Genomic DNA, 15,837 nt, shown 5'->3' with positions numbered 1-15,837 from the left:
CGGGGCGGCCCCACTCAACTACAACCCTATAGTACCTAAGTACCTTTTCAACAATGGCAGAGAAAATCACCATCAAGAACGGCAAGCTGAATGTGCCCGATCAACCCATCATCCCGTTCATTGAAGGCGACGGTACGGGTCCGGATATTTGGGCGGCTTCCGTGCGCGTGTTCAACGCGGCAGTAGAGAAAGCCTACGGCGGCTCGCGCAAGCTGGTGTGGAAAGAAGTACTGGCCGGTGAGAAAGCATTCAAGCAGCTCAACAACTGGCTGCCCAACGAAACCTTGGATGCCTTCCGCGACTACCTCGTGGGCATCAAAGGCCCCCTAACCACGCCCGTGGGTGGTGGTATCCGCAGCCTCAACGTGGCCCTGCGCCAGGAGCTGGATCTGTACGCCTGCGTGCGCCCCGTGCGCTGGTTTGAGGGCGTGCCCTCCCCCGTGAAGCACCCCGAGCTGACCGACATGGTCATCTTCCGCGAAAACACGGAGGACATCTACGCCGGCATCGAGTACATGAACGGCACCCCGCAGGCCCAGAAGATGCTGGAATTCCTGCAGGATGAGATGGGCGTGAAGAAAATCCGCTTCCCCGAAACGTCCTCGTTCGGCATCAAGCCCGTGAGCAAGGAAGGCACCGAGCGCCTCGTGCGCGCCGCCATCCAGTACGCCATCGAGCACAAAAAGCCCTCGGTGACCATCGTGCACAAGGGCAACATCATGAAGTTCACCGAAGGCGCGTTCAAAACCTGGGGCTACGAGCTGGCCGAAAAGGAGTTTGGCGACAAGGTGTACACCTGGGCCCAGTACGACAAGGTGCTGGCCAAGCAGGGCCAAGAAGTAGCCGACGCCCAGCAGAAGGCAGCCCTCGACGGCGGCAAAATCCTCATCAAGGACAGCATTGCCGATGCCTTCCTGCAGCAGATCCTACTCCGCCCCGCCGACTACTCGGTGGTAGCCACCCTGAACCTGAACGGCGACTACATCTCCGACGCGCTGGCCGCCATTGTGGGCGGTATCGGCATTGCGCCCGGGGCCAACATCAACTACCTCACCGGCCACGCCATTTTTGAGGCCACCCACGGCACCGCGCCCAAGTACGCCAACCAGGACAAGGTGAACCCCGGCTCGGTTATCCTCTCCGGCGCCCTCATGCTGGAGCACCTGGGCTGGCAGGAAGCCGCCGACCTCATCTACAAAGGCCTCGAAGCCGCCATTGCCGCCAAGCGCGTCACCTACGACTTCGAACGCCTGATGGAAGGCGCCACCCTCCTGAAAACCTCCGAGTTCGGCGACGACATTATCAACCGGATGTAGTAGCTTGGCACTAGCCAATCAACCACTGGAAACCCCGCGTTGGCTGTAAGGCCGGCGCGGGGTTTTGTCTTGTACGAGTCTCTGACACTCTCCTCGCCGCACTCGCTCGGCTGTGCCGAGTGAGCACTACGCTTGAGGGGCTATGCCCCGAATCCGCCCGCGCCAACCCGCGCAACATGTAAGCAGGCGCGCGCAGCACAGCTGCTTGGGCGTAGTCGTCACTCGGCATAGCCGAGCGACTGCAAAAGCGGCTGCATGCGGCAAGACTGCCTTGTGGGTAGAAGTTATTCGTTGCGTGTACTACCTTTTCTATATGTCCGAACTGCGCAAAACCTATCCGGGTGGCCTGTTTTTCCTGACCCTGACAGTTGTGGGTTGGGTGGACGTATTCATCCGGCCGCAGTACACACAAATCATCATCGACAGTCTGCGCTACTGCCAGCAGCACAAGAGCCTGGAGTTGTACGCCTACGTGGTGATGAGCAGCCATGTGCATTTAATTGCGGCCCGCACGGAAGGTAACCTCAGTGACGTACTCCGTGACCTGAAGGCCCATACCGCCCGCCAGCTACTCAAAGCCATTGCCGAAAATGAGCACGAGAGCCGCCGTGAATGGATGATGCGGCTTTTTGCCTACTATGCCCGCCCCCAGCGCCAGAACGAGCAGTATATGTTCTGGCAAAAGACTACCTATCCCATTGCCCTCTGGACACCCGCAGTCATCCAACAGAAAGTAGAGTACATCCATAACAACCCGGTGGCGGCTGGTCTGGTAACCGCACCGGAGCATTATCCACTCAGCAGCGCCTGTTACTTTAGTCCGTTGCAAATGCTGCCACTCTAGCAGCCGATATTTCGAAGGCCACTGGCGCGCGCAGGTCGCACTGTCGCCGCACTCGCTCGGCTGTGCCGAGTGAGGCCTACGCCTGAGGGGCTGTGCCCCGAATCCGCCCGCGCCAAACTGCGCAGTATGTGAGCAAGCGCGCGCAGCACAGTTGCTTGAGCATAGTCGTCACTCGGCATAGCCGAGCGACTGCGCGTAACTACAGCGTCAGCGGCGGGCCTACGATTTTCATGCCGTGGCGGCGGTGGATTTGCTGGGCTTCCTCAGCGGATAGTGGGGCTTTCACGGCGTCCATTTCTTTGAAGAACTCTTCCAGTGTGCCGGCTGGCTGCACGGCGTAGAGTAGCTGGCCCTGGTCGCTGAGCTGGAGCCAGCTGTGCGGAATGGTGCGGGGCAGGAAGATGGTGTCGCCGGGGTGCAGCTCCTCCTGCCGGTCGCCCACCACGAAGCGGTAGTGGCCGGCCAGCACGTAAAACCACTCGTCCTGGTGCAGGTGCACGTGCAGGGAGGGGCCGATTTTGGCGTAGCCCGTGTAGGCGAAGACGCTCAGCGCATCGGCCGTGTCGCGGCGGGAGATGACCACGTCGTTGGGGTGCTGGCCGCGGTACTTGAGGTGCTCCCCGAAGCGGCTGTTGCCGGCCCGTACCACGAACGGCTCGGAGGTGGCGGAAGAAGCGGGGGCGCCCAGGCCGGCTTTGGCCAGGAACAGGGCCGGCAGGGCGGCCAAGGTAGTCTGCAGAAAGTGCTTGCGTTTCATAGTATTGGAGGTTTTCTGCAAACCTAGCCCCCACCCTACCCCGCGTAGTGGTAAAAACCGGACATTCCGCCGCACTCACGTTTCGGCTTCTCCGAACGCCCGCTCGGGGGCTTGGTTATCGAGGGCCCAGAACTGCACCGGCGTGTAGCCGGTCAGCTCCTTATAGTCCTTGGCGAGGTGCTGGTAGTCGTGGTAGCCGCAGTACAGGGCCACCGACAGCCAGTCGAGCTGCGGACATCGATTTTTGAGGCGGTAGGCCCGATCAAAGCGCACAATCTGCAGAAACTGCTTGGGGGCAATGCCCACCCGCTCCCGGAACCGCCGGTCGAACTGCCGGTGGCACAGGCAGCTTTCCCGGGCAAACCAGTCGACGCTGGCGGGCGCGTTTTCGTGGAGCATGAGTCGGGTCACCTGGTCGAGGCCCGGCGGGGCGGGCCGCGCCCGGCGCAGCAGCCGGGTCAGGAACTGCTCCACCACCCGCACCATGGCCGCGTACGAGGGCGCGGCGGCCAGCTGCTCGCACACTTCCCGCACGCCGGGGCCCAGCACCTGCTCCGCATCCAGGTACTGGTTTACCAGCTCCGTCATGGGCAGGCCCAGCAGCCGGTACAGCCCGCCGGGCTGAAACACTACCTGCACGCTCAGAAAATCGGCCCCCACCTGCCGCGTGCTCAGCAGCGTGTGCTGGCCCGTGAGCACCGCCGGCGTACCGCCGATACCGGGCCCGCTGCCTGGGTAGCGCACGGTTTCCGGGTCGCGGGGGTAGAACTGCAGGCACTGCTCCGGCCGGGGCGAGTAGTGCTTGGGCGGAATGTGCGTGCCGGCCGGAAATCGGAAGTCGATGAGGCGGTAGAGCCGGACGACTTCGGCCAGGTGAGCGGCGGGCTTGATTTCGTTGAGTAGCATCGGAGGCGCACGAAGCCGGTGACGAGCAAGCCGGCGGCTACCGGCCTCTTCCCGAATATACAAAACCGCACTGAGCCCCACCCCAAACGCAGCACCGGGCTCCTGCTTACGTAAGAGCCCGGCGGCACAGCCGGAAACTTAGCAGGTAGCCGCTAACCGGCACGAATCAGCTTAAAAAAACTGCCTGAGAAACTGAGCAGTCTGATTTACACTTTATCAGCAACCGGTAGTGGCTCTGCATTATCGGCGGGAAGCTCTACGTATTCCTTACCGGCCGGAGGCACTACGGCAGGCGAGGAAAACTCCTGGTCTCGGGCGCAGGAGGAAAGCAGAACGGCAGAAAGGGCGAGGAATAGTAAGGATTTCATGGCGTGAATCGGGAAAGGATAGATAAGTTCCCAAGTCAAGCCCAAATTCTATGCCATAACTGATTTTTAGTTGTACATCAGGTAGTTTTTGTAAGTTCTTCCAGGTAACGGTTGCCATGCAAGACTCATTGCACTTATACCGGGCCTGTTGCCTGCACACCACGTTTGAGGCAGCCTTACTGATGGTGCCCGAATTTTACACCTCGTGCATGGAAATATTTCTTTTCCGATACACGTTATTCAGGCATCCACAACCAAAACCTACACAACATGCACAAAACTCAATTTTCAGCCGCCGCAGCCTTGGTGTTTTTTGGCACTATTTCTTTAACAAGTTGCAATAGGGACAACGAAAGCCAGCCGGCCCAGCTGACCCAGACGCAGGAGGCCAGAGCCGAAGAAGCCTACCCCGGCCAGACGGGCGAAACCAAAACCGGTGAGTTCAGCGGATCCCCCATCACGTATCAGGAAATCAACGGGGAGAAGGTGTACGAGGGGGATATTCTGCTGACGGCAGAACAGGTAGCCGCAGCTCAGGGCCAGCAGCGCCCCGGTAGTGCCGGCCGTACAACCGGCCGCTGGCCTTCGGCCGTGGTGTACTACACTATCGATGCTGCCCTGCCCAGCCAGAACCGCGTAACCGACGCCATTGCCCACTGGCAGGCCAACTCGCCTATCCGCTTCGTGCAGCGTACTACCCAGAGCAACTATGTGACGTTCCGGGTAGGCTCAGGCTGCTCCTCCAACATTGGCATGGTGGGTGGCCGGCAGTACGTTAACTTGGCTTCGGGCTGCACCACGGGCAACACCATCCACGAAATCGGGCACGCGCTGGGCCTGTTTCATGAGCAGACCCGCACCGACCGGGACAACTACGTGACTATTCTCACCCAGAACATCCAGTCGGGCTACGAGGGCAACTTCACTAAGTATTCGGCCCTGGGCTACTCCGGCACCGACTTTGGCGTACTGGATTTTGGCTCGATTATGATGTACGGCTCGTTCTCCTTCTCTTCCAACGGCCAGCCCACCATTGTGAAGAAGGACGGCTCCACCTTCAACATCCAGCGCACCGGCCTCTCCGCCGGCGACAAATCGGGCATCGACGCCATGTACTAACCAGAACAGCGCATTGGCGCTACCCAAACGGGCGGCTTCCGGCAGGGAGGCCGCCCGTTTGCGTGGGTATTGGTTTGGCAGCGGCTGACGGCCACAGTCCGTTGTGCCGCTGGTGCGCAATACCTTTTCTGCTTTCTTCTGCGTTAGAGCCAGCAGTTCCCGTTATCCTTATGAAGAAGCTGCTTGCCCTGCTTATCCTGCTTCAGACCGTTCAGTTCACGGTACAGGCCCAGAAGCCGCTCCGCTACCGCAACTGGCAGCTGGTGTTTCAGGATGATTTCGATACCTACCGCAGCGTGGCGGACATGGAGGCCCGCTCACCCTGGAAATTCACGCCCGACAACGAACGGACGCTGGTTGGCAACCCCACCGAAGACCAGTACTACGACAGCCGCAACGTGGAACTGCACGATGGCACGCTGCACCTGATTGCCCGTCCCCTGCCGGCCCCCATCACCTACCCGTTCAAAACCACGGATGGCCGCGACACCACCAAGCTGTTGCACTACGAATCGGGCTGGATTGACCTGCGCTCTGACTTTCCTACCAATACGGCGCTGGGCGACACATCCCGCTGGCCCGGCAACCGGGGCTTCGAGCTGGGGCTGTTTGAAATCCGGTGCAAGCTGGGCGGCGGCCTGGGTACCTGGCCAGCGTTCTGGCTGTACGCCGGGCCTACCGAAATTGACGTGTTTGAGGGCGGTGACCCGCGCGAGGCGTCCAACAACATTCACTACAGCACCAAATCAACCCCGTACCGGGCTAAGGGTTTCCGCTACACCTACCCAGGCCCTACCGACCTGATGCAGGGCTTCCACACGTTTTCCGTGGTCTGGACCAAGGAAGCCGTAACCTATTACCTGGACCGGAAGTGGCTGCGTACGGTGCCGGCCTCGGAAATTCCTACCTACCCTGCCCCGGTAGATATCATTGCCAATCAGGCCGTCAACAACTTCGCCTTGCCGGATACTTGGCCGGGCGGCGTGCCGGGCCAGCGCCAGAGCGCCTTTATCATCGACTACATTAAGGTGTACAAGGCCCGGCGTTAAAGCGCACCATTGGTCAGCGCCCGCACTACCCGGGCCGTAACCAGTAGCTGGCCCATGTGGCGGGTGGTGTGTTCGGCGGCGTGCACCAGCAGCCCCATTACGGTACTGGGCAACTCCTGCCGCCCCACCGGCCGGAACTCCGGCAGCATACTTTCCGGTGTGGTGCGCAGAGTGTTCAGCATGGCCTCCACCGCCGCCGAAAATTGGCTGAGCAGGCCAACCACCGTGTCGGGCGTAGCCGGTCCATCTTTTTCAGCGGCCAGGGAAACAAACTGGGCGGCACTGAGCGGCTGATGGCGGACATACGTTTGCATGCGGTCCAGCACGCCGCTGAGGTGGCGCAGATGAAAGCCCACCGATGCCACCCCGGCCGGCCGGGCCGTGAGTAGATCGTTGGGAAAATCGGTCAGGGCGGCCTGCAGCTCCTCGCGGGCCTGCAGCAGGGCGTGCGCCATGGGTTGCAGCAAAGGCGAAATATCTGGCAGCGGACCGCGCAGCCACACTTCGGGTTCAGGAACGTGGGTCATAGCTGTTTCAACCCGCGGCCGGGCCGGAAGTTCGGGAGCGACCGGCAAGCCTATTTTCTGTGCCCCAGGTTAGGTTTCCGGGGTGCCCGGCCTAACTTTAAGCCCATGCTGCAACCTTCTCAGCGTGGAGCGGCCCTGCCGCCCTCCCCTTACCGCAAACTCACTCCTTTTGCCGAGGCTGCCCGCCAGCGGGGCCTCACGGTGCACCCGCTCAACATTGGCCAGCCCGATGTGGAAACCCCGCCCGCTATGCTGGCGGCGGTGCAGCAGGCCCATATTTCGGTGCTGGAGTACAGCCCCACGGCCGGCTACCCTAGCTACCGCGCCAAGCTGGCCGACTACTACCAGCGCCTGGGCCTGCCGGTGGTGGCCGATGATATTCTGGTAACCACGGGCGGTAGTGAGGCCATTTCGTTTGCGCTGCTGGGCTGCCTCAACCCCGGCGACGAGTTCATTGTGCCCGAGCCGTTTTACGGTCCTTACTCGGCGTTTGCCGTGGCGACGGGCACCCACGTGGTGCCGGTTACGTCGTGTCTGGAAGACAACTTTGCCCTGCCCCCCATCGGCGCGTTTGAGCAGAAAATTACGCCCCGGACCAAGGCCATCCTGATTTGCAGCCCCAACAACCCCACCGGCTACGTGTACACGCGCCAGGAAATGGAGCAGTTGAAGGACCTCTGTCTGCGCCATAAGCTGTATTTGCTCTCGGATGAGGCGTACCGGGAGTTCTGCTACGATACCGAATACACCAGCGCCCTGCACCTGACCGGTGCCGACGACCACATTGTGCTGCTGGATACCATCTCGAAGCGGTATAGCTCCTGCGGGGCACGCATCGGGGCCATCGTCACGAAAAACCACGCTCTGTGCGACGTGTTTTTCAAGCTGGCCCAGCTGCGGGTGAGTCCGCCGGGCCTAGGCCAGCGCCTGGCCGAAGCCGCCGCTGACCTTCCCGAAACGTACTTCGACCATACCAAAGCCGAGTACCAGGCCCGCCGCGACCTGATGCTGCAACGCCTGCGGGCCATGCCCGGCGTACGGGTGCCCACGCCCAGCGGCGCGTTCTACGTTATTGCCCATTTGCCTGTGGACGATGCCGACCGGTTTGCGCAGTGGCTGCTGGAGGAGTTCAGCCACGAGGGCCAGACGCTGATGATTTCGCCGGCATCCGGGTTTTACAGCACGCCCGGCCTGGGCCGCCAGCAGGTGCGCATGGCCTACGTGGTGAACCAGCACGTCATCAACCAAGCCATGGATTGCCTAGCGGTGGCGTTGCAGCAGTACCCCGGCCGCGAGGAGTAAACGCATTCCAAACCAGAGCGGCGCGTGGAGTCCGGGAAGCGGTACTTCCAGATTCTTCGCGCCGCGCAGGTTAACCGCACCCGAATCCGTATCTTCTGGGCTGATTCTTGCCTTTACTCCCGCATGAAACGCCTGCTTCCGCTCCTGCTCCTATTGCCCGCCCTCGGCCTTGTGCCCAAACGCCCGGTACCTGGCGCAGCCGTGCCTTCCGGTTCGGTGCGCCACCTCACGCTGCGCATCAACGGCCAGCCGGTAGCCGCCGACACCAGCAGCTCCCGCTTCTTCCTGAGTTCGGACCACGCCCTGCGCCTGAATGTTGTGCGCCAGGACGACCCCGACGGCGAAGGCCTCACCATCATCATCGACCGGTTTCCGGTGCAGGCGGGCAGCTACACGTTCCAGGAGATTCTGAGCGGCCGTAACCGGGACGCTTCCTACCGCTTCGGGCCGGTGGCGGCCTACTCCAAATCCTGCGGCCAGAATACGGGCAGCGTAGTCATAACCGGCGTGAATGCCGAGAAACACTGGCTGCGCGGTACCTACCGCTGCCAGGTGTGCGAGGCCGGCCGCGGTGCCCGCCGCTTCACGCTGGAAGGCGAGTTTGAGTACCCGGTGGAGAAGGAGTGAGAAAACTAAATATTGCATCACGCTACCCGTTAGCGCTTTATCATCTGCTCTATTAACTATGCTTTATCAAATTCCCGGGTTTCCGTTAATGGTAACTCTAGCCCTCGATTTAGGAATTTTGGCACTGCTTGTCCAGCTGTGGCGACACCCGCGCAGCGGCCCGGCCAAGTGGGCGGCGGCAATTGGGGTCATGTTGGTATTTCTGCCGCTGTGCGGATTGAAGCTACTATTTAGTGCCCCTGGCTCCCTGACTTCTACCCCCGGCCAGTTCACCATCCATAACCCGGAACACCGCTACAACAGGGTGTACTACCTAACGCAGGACCAAACCGGTGCCTGGCATGTGAGATGGGCCGAGTACATGTGGGGCTCCGCTAAAACGGCGGTAATTGAAACAGAAGGTACTTCGGCGGTGCAGGCCGCCGTTTGGGAGGCGGGCCGATGGCGCTATGCTCCCATTCACTTTCAGGAACTGAACACTGCTCCCGACCTGACGTTGCCCCACAGCTTTACGCGGGTTGATACCACCGGCCGTATTGCCGCAGCCGTGGCCGCCTACCGCCCTACTGAATACGCCAGCCTGGCCTCTGCCCTGCTTACCCTGGGCTGCGTAGGTCTGCTGGGCGCAGTTGTTACCCGGCAGTTTGTGCTGCGCCAAGCCAACGGCAGCCCGCCCCCAACAAGCCCGGTTGCTCTGGGTTGATTCAGGTTGTGTCTGAAAAAGTCGTTTACAACTCGCTGAACGTCATGCTGAGCCTGTCGAAGCATCTCTCCCGCTTTGTCAAACGGTTCATGCATAGCGGTAGAGATGCTTCGACAGGCTCAGCATGACCGTTTTGGATTTTCAGATACAGCTTGTCTAGCATAGCTGCTCTGTGCATTTCAAATCTTATCGGGGTTTTAGCTACACAGTAGGCTTAATCCGGAACGGTTGACTAGCTTTCTGCTCCTCTTTCTTTTCCCCTATGCTTCTTCCCTCTTTTGCCCGTCTGCTGGCGGCCGCTGGTTTACTGCTCAGCGCCGTACCGGATACACTTGCCCAAACCGCCGCCTCTCCCAACCGCTTTGTAACCGACAGCCTCGACAGCTACATCCGGCGCGGCATGCAGCGCTGGCAGGTGCCGGGGCTGGCCATTGTGGTGGTGAAAGATGGAAAAGTAGTAGTGCAGAAAGGCTATGGCGTGCGTGAGGTGGGGAAACCGGCCCCGGTAGATGCCAACACGCTCTTCATGATTGCCTCGAACACCAAGCTGTTCACGGGCACGGCCCTGGCCAAGCTCGATGGGGAGAAAAAGATCAACCTCGATGAGAAAGTAACCAAATACCTGCCCGATTACCGGCTCTACGACTCGCTGGCCTCGCAGCTGGTCACGGTGCGCGACCTGATGAGCCACCACTTCGGCTTCAAAACCTTCCAGGGCGACTTCACCTTTTTCAAATCCAACCTGGAGCGCAAAGAAATTGTGCGGCGCATGCGGCTGATGAAGCCCGGCGGCCAGTTCCGGCGCGACTACGGCTACAGCAACTCCGGTTTTGTGGCAGCGGGCGAGGTAATTCCGGCAGCTACCGGCGGCACCACCTGGGAAACCTACGTGCAACAGAACCTGCTGCAGCCGCTGGGCATGAGTAGCACCTTTGTCTCATCAGCGGGCTTTGCGCAACGGCCTAACAATGCCCATGCCTACTCCAACACCTTCGGGCCGCTGGCGGAAGTGCCGTTCGATAACTGGGACAACATGGCTCCGGCGGCCAGCATGGTATCCAACGTGACGGATTTGGCCAAGTGGCTGCAGTTCCAGCTGGATAGTGGCCGCTACCAGGGCAGTCAGGTGGTTCCCTGGACCGCCCTGCGCAAAACCCGCGACGCCAATACCGTTATTACCAGCCGAAAATCCCCGGTTTTTCCCACGCACTTCATCACCTACGGCCTGGGCCTGGAAGCCGCCGACTACAACGGCAAGCAGGTGTTCTGGCACACGGGTGGCGCATCAGGCCAAGTAAGCAACGTGTGCTTTGTGCCGGAGGCCGGGCTGGGCATTGCCGTACTCACCAACAACGACAACCAGAGTTTCTTCGAGCTGCTACGCTACCAGTTGCTCGACAGCTACCTAGGCGTGCCCTACGTGGACCGTAGCGCCCAGGGCCTGCAACGCCGGCAGCAGGCCGAAGCCACCGCAACCGACCCCACTAAAGAACTGGCGGCCCGGGTGAGCAAAAAGAACAAGCTGCCCCTACCCCTCAAAGCCTACGTAGGCGAATACGAAAACCCGCTGTTTGGCCGCATCAGCATCAGCCAGAAGGGCAAGCAGCTGCTCATCACTATACCCAACCACCCCGGCCTCACCGCCACCCTCGACTACATGGATGGCCAGGAATTCCGCGCCACCTACTCTGACCTGGTGTTTGGGGTGATGCCCGCCAGGTTTGTAGTGGACGGCACCAGCGTAAAAACCGTGGAGCTGCGCGTGAACGACTACGTGGAGTACGACTCCTACGTATTCAACAAGCTGTAATTGCCCGGCTGTTCGTCAGCAGCGCCGAAACGCGACACTTCGCGTCTCTACATCGTTCTGGCAACCTGCTTCCCAAATAAAAACCCGCCTGCCGCCCCCGTAAAGGGCAACAGACGGGTTTTTATTTGGGAAGCAGGCTGTCTGGCCGACGGCTGGCCTAAATAGTGGCCAGATCCAGCACGAAGCGGTACTTCACGTCCGACTTCATCATCCGCTCGTAGGCTTCATTGATGTAGTCCATGCGGATGATTTCCACGTCGCTCATCACGTTATGCTCGGCGCAGAAATCCAGCATTTCCTGAGTTTCCTGAATGCCACCGATCAGCGAGCCGGCAATGCGGCGGCGCTTGGCAATGAGGTTGAAGGCATGTAGCTGAGGAGCCTCCGGCGGTACGCCCAGCAGTACCATCGTGCCGTCGAGGCGCAGGCTGGCCACGTAGGGCGTCAGGTCCATGGGGGCCGATACGGTGTTGATGATCAGGTCGAAGTAGTTGCTGATACCTTTCATGGCCTCAGGGTCCTTGGTTACCACAAACTTGTGAGCACCCAAAGCACGGGCATCAGCCTCTTTGCTAGGCGAAGTGCTGAGCACGGTCACCTCGCAGCCCATGGCGGCGGCGAATTTCACGGCCATGTGGCCCAGGCCACCCAAGCCCATTACAGCCACCCGGTCGCCTTCCTTGGCGTTCCACTGGCGCAGCGGCGACCAAGTGGTGATGCCAGCGCACAGCAGCGGAGCCACGCGGGCCAGGTCCAGCTTCTCGGACACGTGCAGCACGAATTTCTCCGTTACCACAATGCTGTTGGAGTAGCCGCCGTACGTGGGCTGGCCGTCTTTGCCAATGGCGTTGTACGTACCGGTAAAGCCATTGTCGCAGTACTGCTCCAGGCCGTCGTTGCACTCGGCGCAGTGCTGGCAGGAGTCCACCATGCAACCTACGCCGGCCAGGTCGCCAGGCTTGAAGCCTTTCACATGGGCACCCACTTCGGTTACGCGGCCCACAATTTCGTGGCCGGGCACCATGGGGAAGATCGAGCCGCCCCACTCGTCGCGCACTTGGTGCACATCGGAGTGGCAGACGCCACAGAACAATATTTCGATGCGAACATCATGGGCTCCTACTTCGCGGCGCTCAAAAGAAAACGGAACGAGGGGAGCATGTGCGGCCGGAGCGGCATAGCCTTTGGCTTCTAACATGAGAAAAGCGGTTGTAGAGAGAAGTGAAATCGTAGAACAGAACTCCTTCAACCGGCTGCCCGCCCGGAATGTTTTAGGGCATTGCCCGTGGCTGGGCCTGTTGCTGTGTAAATCCGGGTGTTACCGCTTACCTTACCCGCTCAACCTGTTTTCCTATTCCCCTCCGCACAATGGCAACCCCCAACTATTCCGCTTCCTCCCCGGTAACGGCTGGCCCCAAACGTAACTCTGTAGGCGTGCGCATCTGGCACTGGATTAACTCCGGGCTGGTGCTGTTTCAGCTCATGACCATTCTGTTCCTGTTCGTGGTGCTGAAAGTAAAAGGCCTCGCGCCTGATTTCAGTAAGCGGCTGGCCGAAAAAGGCATTAATATGGCCCCCGATCAGCTTCGGGGCCTCAGCAGCGTGGTGGCCCACCGCATCTGGGACTGGCATATCTGGGCTGGTATCCTGATTTCCATTCTGCTGGCTTACCGGGTGGTAGTGAGCTTCCGGCAGCGCGGCAGCCAGCGCACGGCGGCCAAAATAGCCCATCTGCAAGCCCAGGCAGCGCAAGGTGATACCGCTGCCAAAAAGGGCGTGCTGGTTCGCTATTCATACCGGGTCTTCTACGTGGTACTGGCCGTGATGGTGCTGACTGGCCTCATCCTGGTGTTCGAAGATTATTTCCGCTCCATTGAGCACCTGTGCAAGGAAATCCACGAGGTAACCATGTACGCCGTTATTGCTTTTGTGGTAGCGCACATCTTCGGGGTGTTCCGCGCTGAGGTAACGGATGCCCCCGGCATCGTATCGGGCATGATCAACGGCGGTAAGCCCGCCGAGCAGGCTTAACACCTGCCTGTTACCACAGCTTATACACGCAGAAGGCCCCGCAACCTCGGTTGCGGGGCCTTCTATATTCAACGGTTCTCTTCTAATTGCTCAGCGGCATCCTTGTGCGAGGATGTAGCCCGAATGCGCGGAGCCTGCTCGGCGGCGGGGCTGGCCCAGCCCTTACGCAGCATCTCCTCTACCTGCTCCCGCAGCCGCCGAACCGATTCGTTGGCGAACCGCTTCTGCAGCATTCGACCGAACAGCTTGAAGCCCAGCCAGTAAAACGGGTTGCCGATGTGCCCCGTTTGGGAATAGGCGTGAATGTGAAACCACACCCGGCCGGTAGCCAGGTCTTTGTGCACTGTAAATTCAATCTGGCCCCGTTCGAAGTGGCCTTCCAGCGTGCGGTAGTTGTAACCCCACACCTGCTCCCGGCGGCCATCGGGCAGTGTGCGGATTTCGTCGGTTACGCCCCCAATGCGCACCCCGAACCAGAACGTAAACAGCAGAAACCGGCCCCGCAGTACCATCACCCGCTGGTCAAGGGGCTGGTCGGGCAGAAAGATGCCGGTAATGAGGCCGGGAGGTGGAAACGTGTAGTTGCGCAGCACTTCCCGGGCCGCAGCCCAGGCACCGTGCGGCTCGGCGGGCCCGGGAGCCTCGGCGGGCAACTCGGTTTCGTAGTCGTCCACGCGCCAGCCGGTAGCGGGCGTGTAGTCCGCTGCCTTATCAGGGTCGAAGTTGTAGCCGGCATGGGCATACGCCTGCAGACGGGCTTTCTGCAGCTCGTATAGTGGCGGGTTGCTAGGCATCGTGCGTTACGTCGGTTTGGGTTTCGGTTTGCCTGATGGTTTCTACCTGCACCGGCACCAGCGCTAGGCCACCACTGCGCTCTGCCACCCGCTGACAAAAGGCTTCCCATGTTTGCTGCTGCACCCGCCGGCCCATTCCCAGCGTGTCGTAAGTAAAGGCCACCAGCCCGTCGCGGGAGCGGGCCCGGGAGTGAATCTCAAACCGCACGGTATCCGGCAGTAACGGGTGCGGGCGCAGGCTGAACCCGATGCGGCCGGCCTCCGGGTGACTTTCCAGCGTGGCCAGCTCAAAGCCTTCAGCTGTCACCTGCGTCACGCGGACTTCCCCGTTCCACGGACCCAGTATTCTGACGTGGAATTCGTCTCCCTCACGCAGACAGTGACTCTGGCCTTTGGTTTTGCTGAAATCAGCCAGGCTTTCGGGCGAGTAATCGGGCAGGTGGCATTTGATGTGCTCCAGCAGCGCCTCAACGCTCTGACGCGGGTGCTGCACATCTACCCAGTAGCGCCGCTCAAAGAACGGCCCGCTACCTGTGTGTGCAGGCTGTTCGGGCTTCGACATAGGAAACAAACCTTCGTATAGCCTGCATAACGTAGCCGGTAGCCGCAGGTTCTATAACCTCTCCGCAAGGCTGCCAGTACACCCTCCTCCACCTACCCTGTTGCTGTATGGCCTACTACCGCCCACCCGGCCCCGCCCCCGATCCGCTGCTGGTTCGTGATTTAACCCGTCAGCAGGACGAGCTCCGGACGCATATCCGGCTGGAACCGTTGACCCAGCCGCCCCGCCTTATTGCCGGCTGCGACTCCTCCTTTCCTACTCCCGAAACTGTACTGTCCGTGTTTGTGCTGCTGCGGTTTCCTTCGCTGGAAATTGTAGAGAAGGTGTACCACGTGAGCCCCGTTACGCTGCCCTATATTCCGGGGCTGCTGGCTTTTCGCGAAGCCCCCAACCTACTGTTAGCCTATGAAAAACTCCGGCAAAAGCCCGATATCATTATGGTAGACGGCCACGGTATTGCTCACCCGCGCCGCATGGGCATTGCCGCCCACCTAGGTGTAGAGTTAAATGTGCCCACTTTCGGCGTAGCCAAACAACGGCTCACAGGTATTTACACCGAACCGGCTCTCACGAAAGGCAGCATCACTCCACTTACCAGCAAAGAGGGCGAGCTGTTGGGTGAAGTCATCCGGAGCAAGGACAAGATAAACCCGCTGTTTGTGAGCCCCGGCCACCGCTGCGACCAGCCCACTGCCACCCGCCTCACCCTGGCTTGCCTGCGTGGCTACAAGCTGCCGGAGCCTACCCGCCTCGCCGACCACTGGGCCGCTGAGTTTAAGAAAGAGTTGTAACGTACAAACCGAGCTTGGCTCTGAGGCCGCCGGAGCTACCCTTCGCCAAGGGTAGCTCCGGCGGCCTTGGCATTTTCAAACCTGTTTGACTAGTGCAGCTATCCGGAGTATCCACGCCTGCTTTCGGAAAGCAGATACAAGCAAAGCGGTTACGCTATGAGGCCAATTATTAGCTTAACAACCGTTGTATAACGGTTTCGTGAATGGTATAAGAGGCGAAAGTGTGTATGTATTCAACTGCTGGATCGTTCACAAACCTGCTTTAAGTTCAATTATTCGCTTCGTCTACTTATAATAATTGCAAACTATGAACCTTATTGTAATTAAAACC

At 60.1% G+C, this 15,837-nt stretch carries 17 protein-coding genes; 10 read left to right on the top strand and 7 right to left on the bottom strand.

Features of this window, described 5'->3' with window-relative positions:
• Positions 1 to 53 precede the first annotated feature (53 nt).
• Together icd and EI291_RS15895 are read left to right on the top strand one after the other, a co-directional pair.
• A complete protein-coding gene (gene icd / locus EI291_RS15900; protein WP_125422093.1) occupies positions 54 to 1,316 on the top strand; it encodes an NADP-dependent isocitrate dehydrogenase in 1,263 nt (420 codons plus the stop codon).
• Positions 1,317 to 1,629: 313 nt separating this feature from the next.
• On the top strand, positions 1,630 to 2,160 hold the full coding sequence (locus EI291_RS15895; protein WP_125422090.1) for an REP-associated tyrosine transposase: 531 nt from the start codon (positions 1,630 to 1,632) through the stop codon (positions 2,158 to 2,160).
• Positions 2,161 to 2,359: 199 nt separating this feature from the next.
• On the opposite strand, the gene EI291_RS15890 is transcribed toward EI291_RS15895, so the two are convergent.
• The 3 genes from EI291_RS15890 to EI291_RS22930 form a co-directional block, all read right to left on the bottom strand.
• Entirely contained in the window at positions 2,360 to 2,917 is a 558-nt protein-coding gene (locus EI291_RS15890; protein WP_125422087.1) for a cupin domain-containing protein, read from the bottom strand.
• Positions 2,918 to 2,992: 75 nt separating this feature from the next.
• On the bottom strand, positions 2,993 to 3,823 hold the full coding sequence (locus tag EI291_RS15885; protein ID WP_125422084.1) for a helix-turn-helix domain-containing protein: 831 nt from the start codon (positions 3,821 to 3,823) through the stop codon (positions 2,993 to 2,995).
• Positions 3,824 to 4,029: 206 nt separating this feature from the next.
• Positions 4,030 to 4,191 carry a hypothetical protein gene (locus EI291_RS22930; RefSeq protein WP_170172683.1) on the bottom strand — a complete coding sequence of 54 codons (162 nt, stop codon included), beginning with the start codon at positions 4,189 to 4,191 and terminating at the stop codon, positions 4,030 to 4,032.
• Between the two features lie 270 nt (positions 4,192 to 4,461).
• Between EI291_RS22930 and EI291_RS15880 the strand changes: the two genes are divergently transcribed.
• Positions 4,462 to 5,310 (top strand): M12 family metallopeptidase, encoded by an 849-nt coding sequence (locus tag EI291_RS15880; RefSeq protein WP_125422081.1) that lies wholly within the window; start codon positions 4,462 to 4,464, stop codon positions 5,308 to 5,310.
• A gap of 170 nt (positions 5,311 to 5,480) precedes the next feature.
• Positions 5,481 to 6,359 carry a glycoside hydrolase family 16 protein gene (locus EI291_RS15875; protein WP_125422078.1) on the top strand — a complete coding sequence of 293 codons (879 nt, stop codon included), beginning with the start codon at positions 5,481 to 5,483 and terminating at the stop codon, positions 6,357 to 6,359.
• On the opposite strand, the gene EI291_RS15870 is transcribed toward EI291_RS15875, so the two are convergent.
• On the bottom strand, positions 6,356 to 6,886 hold the full coding sequence (locus EI291_RS15870; RefSeq protein WP_125422075.1) for a DinB family protein: 531 nt from the start codon (positions 6,884 to 6,886) through the stop codon (positions 6,356 to 6,358). The two genes, EI291_RS15875 and EI291_RS15870, sit on opposite strands and share 4 nt — an antisense overlap.
• Positions 6,887 to 6,991: 105 nt before the next feature.
• Between EI291_RS15870 and EI291_RS15865 the strand changes: the two genes are divergently transcribed.
• From EI291_RS15865 to EI291_RS15850, 4 genes are all read left to right on the top strand, one after another.
• The gene (locus tag EI291_RS15865) at positions 6,992 to 8,188 is read left to right on the top strand and encodes a pyridoxal phosphate-dependent aminotransferase (protein ID WP_125422072.1); all 1,197 of its coding nucleotides are present in this window, start codon (positions 6,992 to 6,994) and stop codon (positions 8,186 to 8,188) included.
• A 123-nt stretch (positions 8,189 to 8,311) separates the two neighbouring features.
• The gene (locus tag EI291_RS15860) at positions 8,312 to 8,815 is read left to right on the top strand and encodes a hypothetical protein (RefSeq protein ID WP_125422069.1); all 504 of its coding nucleotides are present in this window, start codon (positions 8,312 to 8,314) and stop codon (positions 8,813 to 8,815) included.
• A gap of 118 nt (positions 8,816 to 8,933) precedes the next feature.
• Positions 8,934 to 9,518: a hypothetical protein gene (locus tag EI291_RS15855; protein WP_125422066.1), complete on the top strand. Its 585-nt coding sequence runs from the start codon at positions 8,934 to 8,936 to the stop codon at positions 9,516 to 9,518.
• A 262-nt stretch (positions 9,519 to 9,780) separates the two neighbouring features.
• Positions 9,781 to 11,328 carry a serine hydrolase gene (locus tag EI291_RS15850; RefSeq protein ID WP_125422063.1) on the top strand — a complete coding sequence of 516 codons (1,548 nt, stop codon included), beginning with the start codon at positions 9,781 to 9,783 and terminating at the stop codon, positions 11,326 to 11,328.
• Between the two features lie 157 nt (positions 11,329 to 11,485).
• Here EI291_RS15850 and EI291_RS15845 read toward each other — a convergent pair whose 3' ends face one another.
• Positions 11,486 to 12,526, bottom strand: coding sequence for an NAD(P)-dependent alcohol dehydrogenase (locus EI291_RS15845; protein ID WP_125422060.1), 1,041 nt, complete (start codon positions 12,524 to 12,526; stop codon positions 11,486 to 11,488).
• 170 nt (positions 12,527 to 12,696) lie between these two features.
• Between EI291_RS15845 and EI291_RS15840 the strand changes: the two genes are divergently transcribed.
• Positions 12,697 to 13,359, top strand: coding sequence for a cytochrome b/b6 domain-containing protein (locus EI291_RS15840; RefSeq protein ID WP_125422057.1), 663 nt, complete (start codon positions 12,697 to 12,699; stop codon positions 13,357 to 13,359).
• A gap of 68 nt (positions 13,360 to 13,427) precedes the next feature.
• On the opposite strand, the gene EI291_RS15835 is transcribed toward EI291_RS15840, so the two are convergent.
• Both EI291_RS15835 and EI291_RS15830 read right to left on the bottom strand, forming a co-directional pair.
• Complete coding sequence (locus EI291_RS15835; RefSeq protein WP_125422054.1) at positions 13,428 to 14,153, bottom strand: DUF1990 domain-containing protein; 726 nt, start codon at positions 14,151 to 14,153, stop codon at positions 13,428 to 13,430.
• Positions 14,146 to 14,715 (bottom strand): DUF1990 family protein, encoded by a 570-nt coding sequence (locus EI291_RS15830; protein ID WP_125422051.1) that lies wholly within the window; start codon positions 14,713 to 14,715, stop codon positions 14,146 to 14,148. The genes EI291_RS15835 and EI291_RS15830 overlap by 8 nt, the downstream gene beginning before the upstream one ends.
• Positions 14,716 to 14,822: 107 nt before the next feature.
• On the opposite strand from EI291_RS15830, the gene nfi reads away from it, so the two are divergent.
• The gene (gene nfi / locus EI291_RS15825) at positions 14,823 to 15,506 is read left to right on the top strand and encodes a deoxyribonuclease V (RefSeq protein WP_125422048.1); all 684 of its coding nucleotides are present in this window, start codon (positions 14,823 to 14,825) and stop codon (positions 15,504 to 15,506) included.
• Positions 15,507 to 15,837 lie beyond the last annotated feature (331 nt).

The organism is Hymenobacter rigui (assembly GCF_003944715.1).
In the GTDB taxonomy this organism is placed as follows: Bacteria; Bacteroidota; Bacteroidia; order Cytophagales; family Hymenobacteraceae; genus Hymenobacter; species Hymenobacter rigui.
The sequence above is the reverse complement of the archived record's forward strand: the minus strand, read 5'-3'. Positions and strand labels throughout refer to the sequence as shown.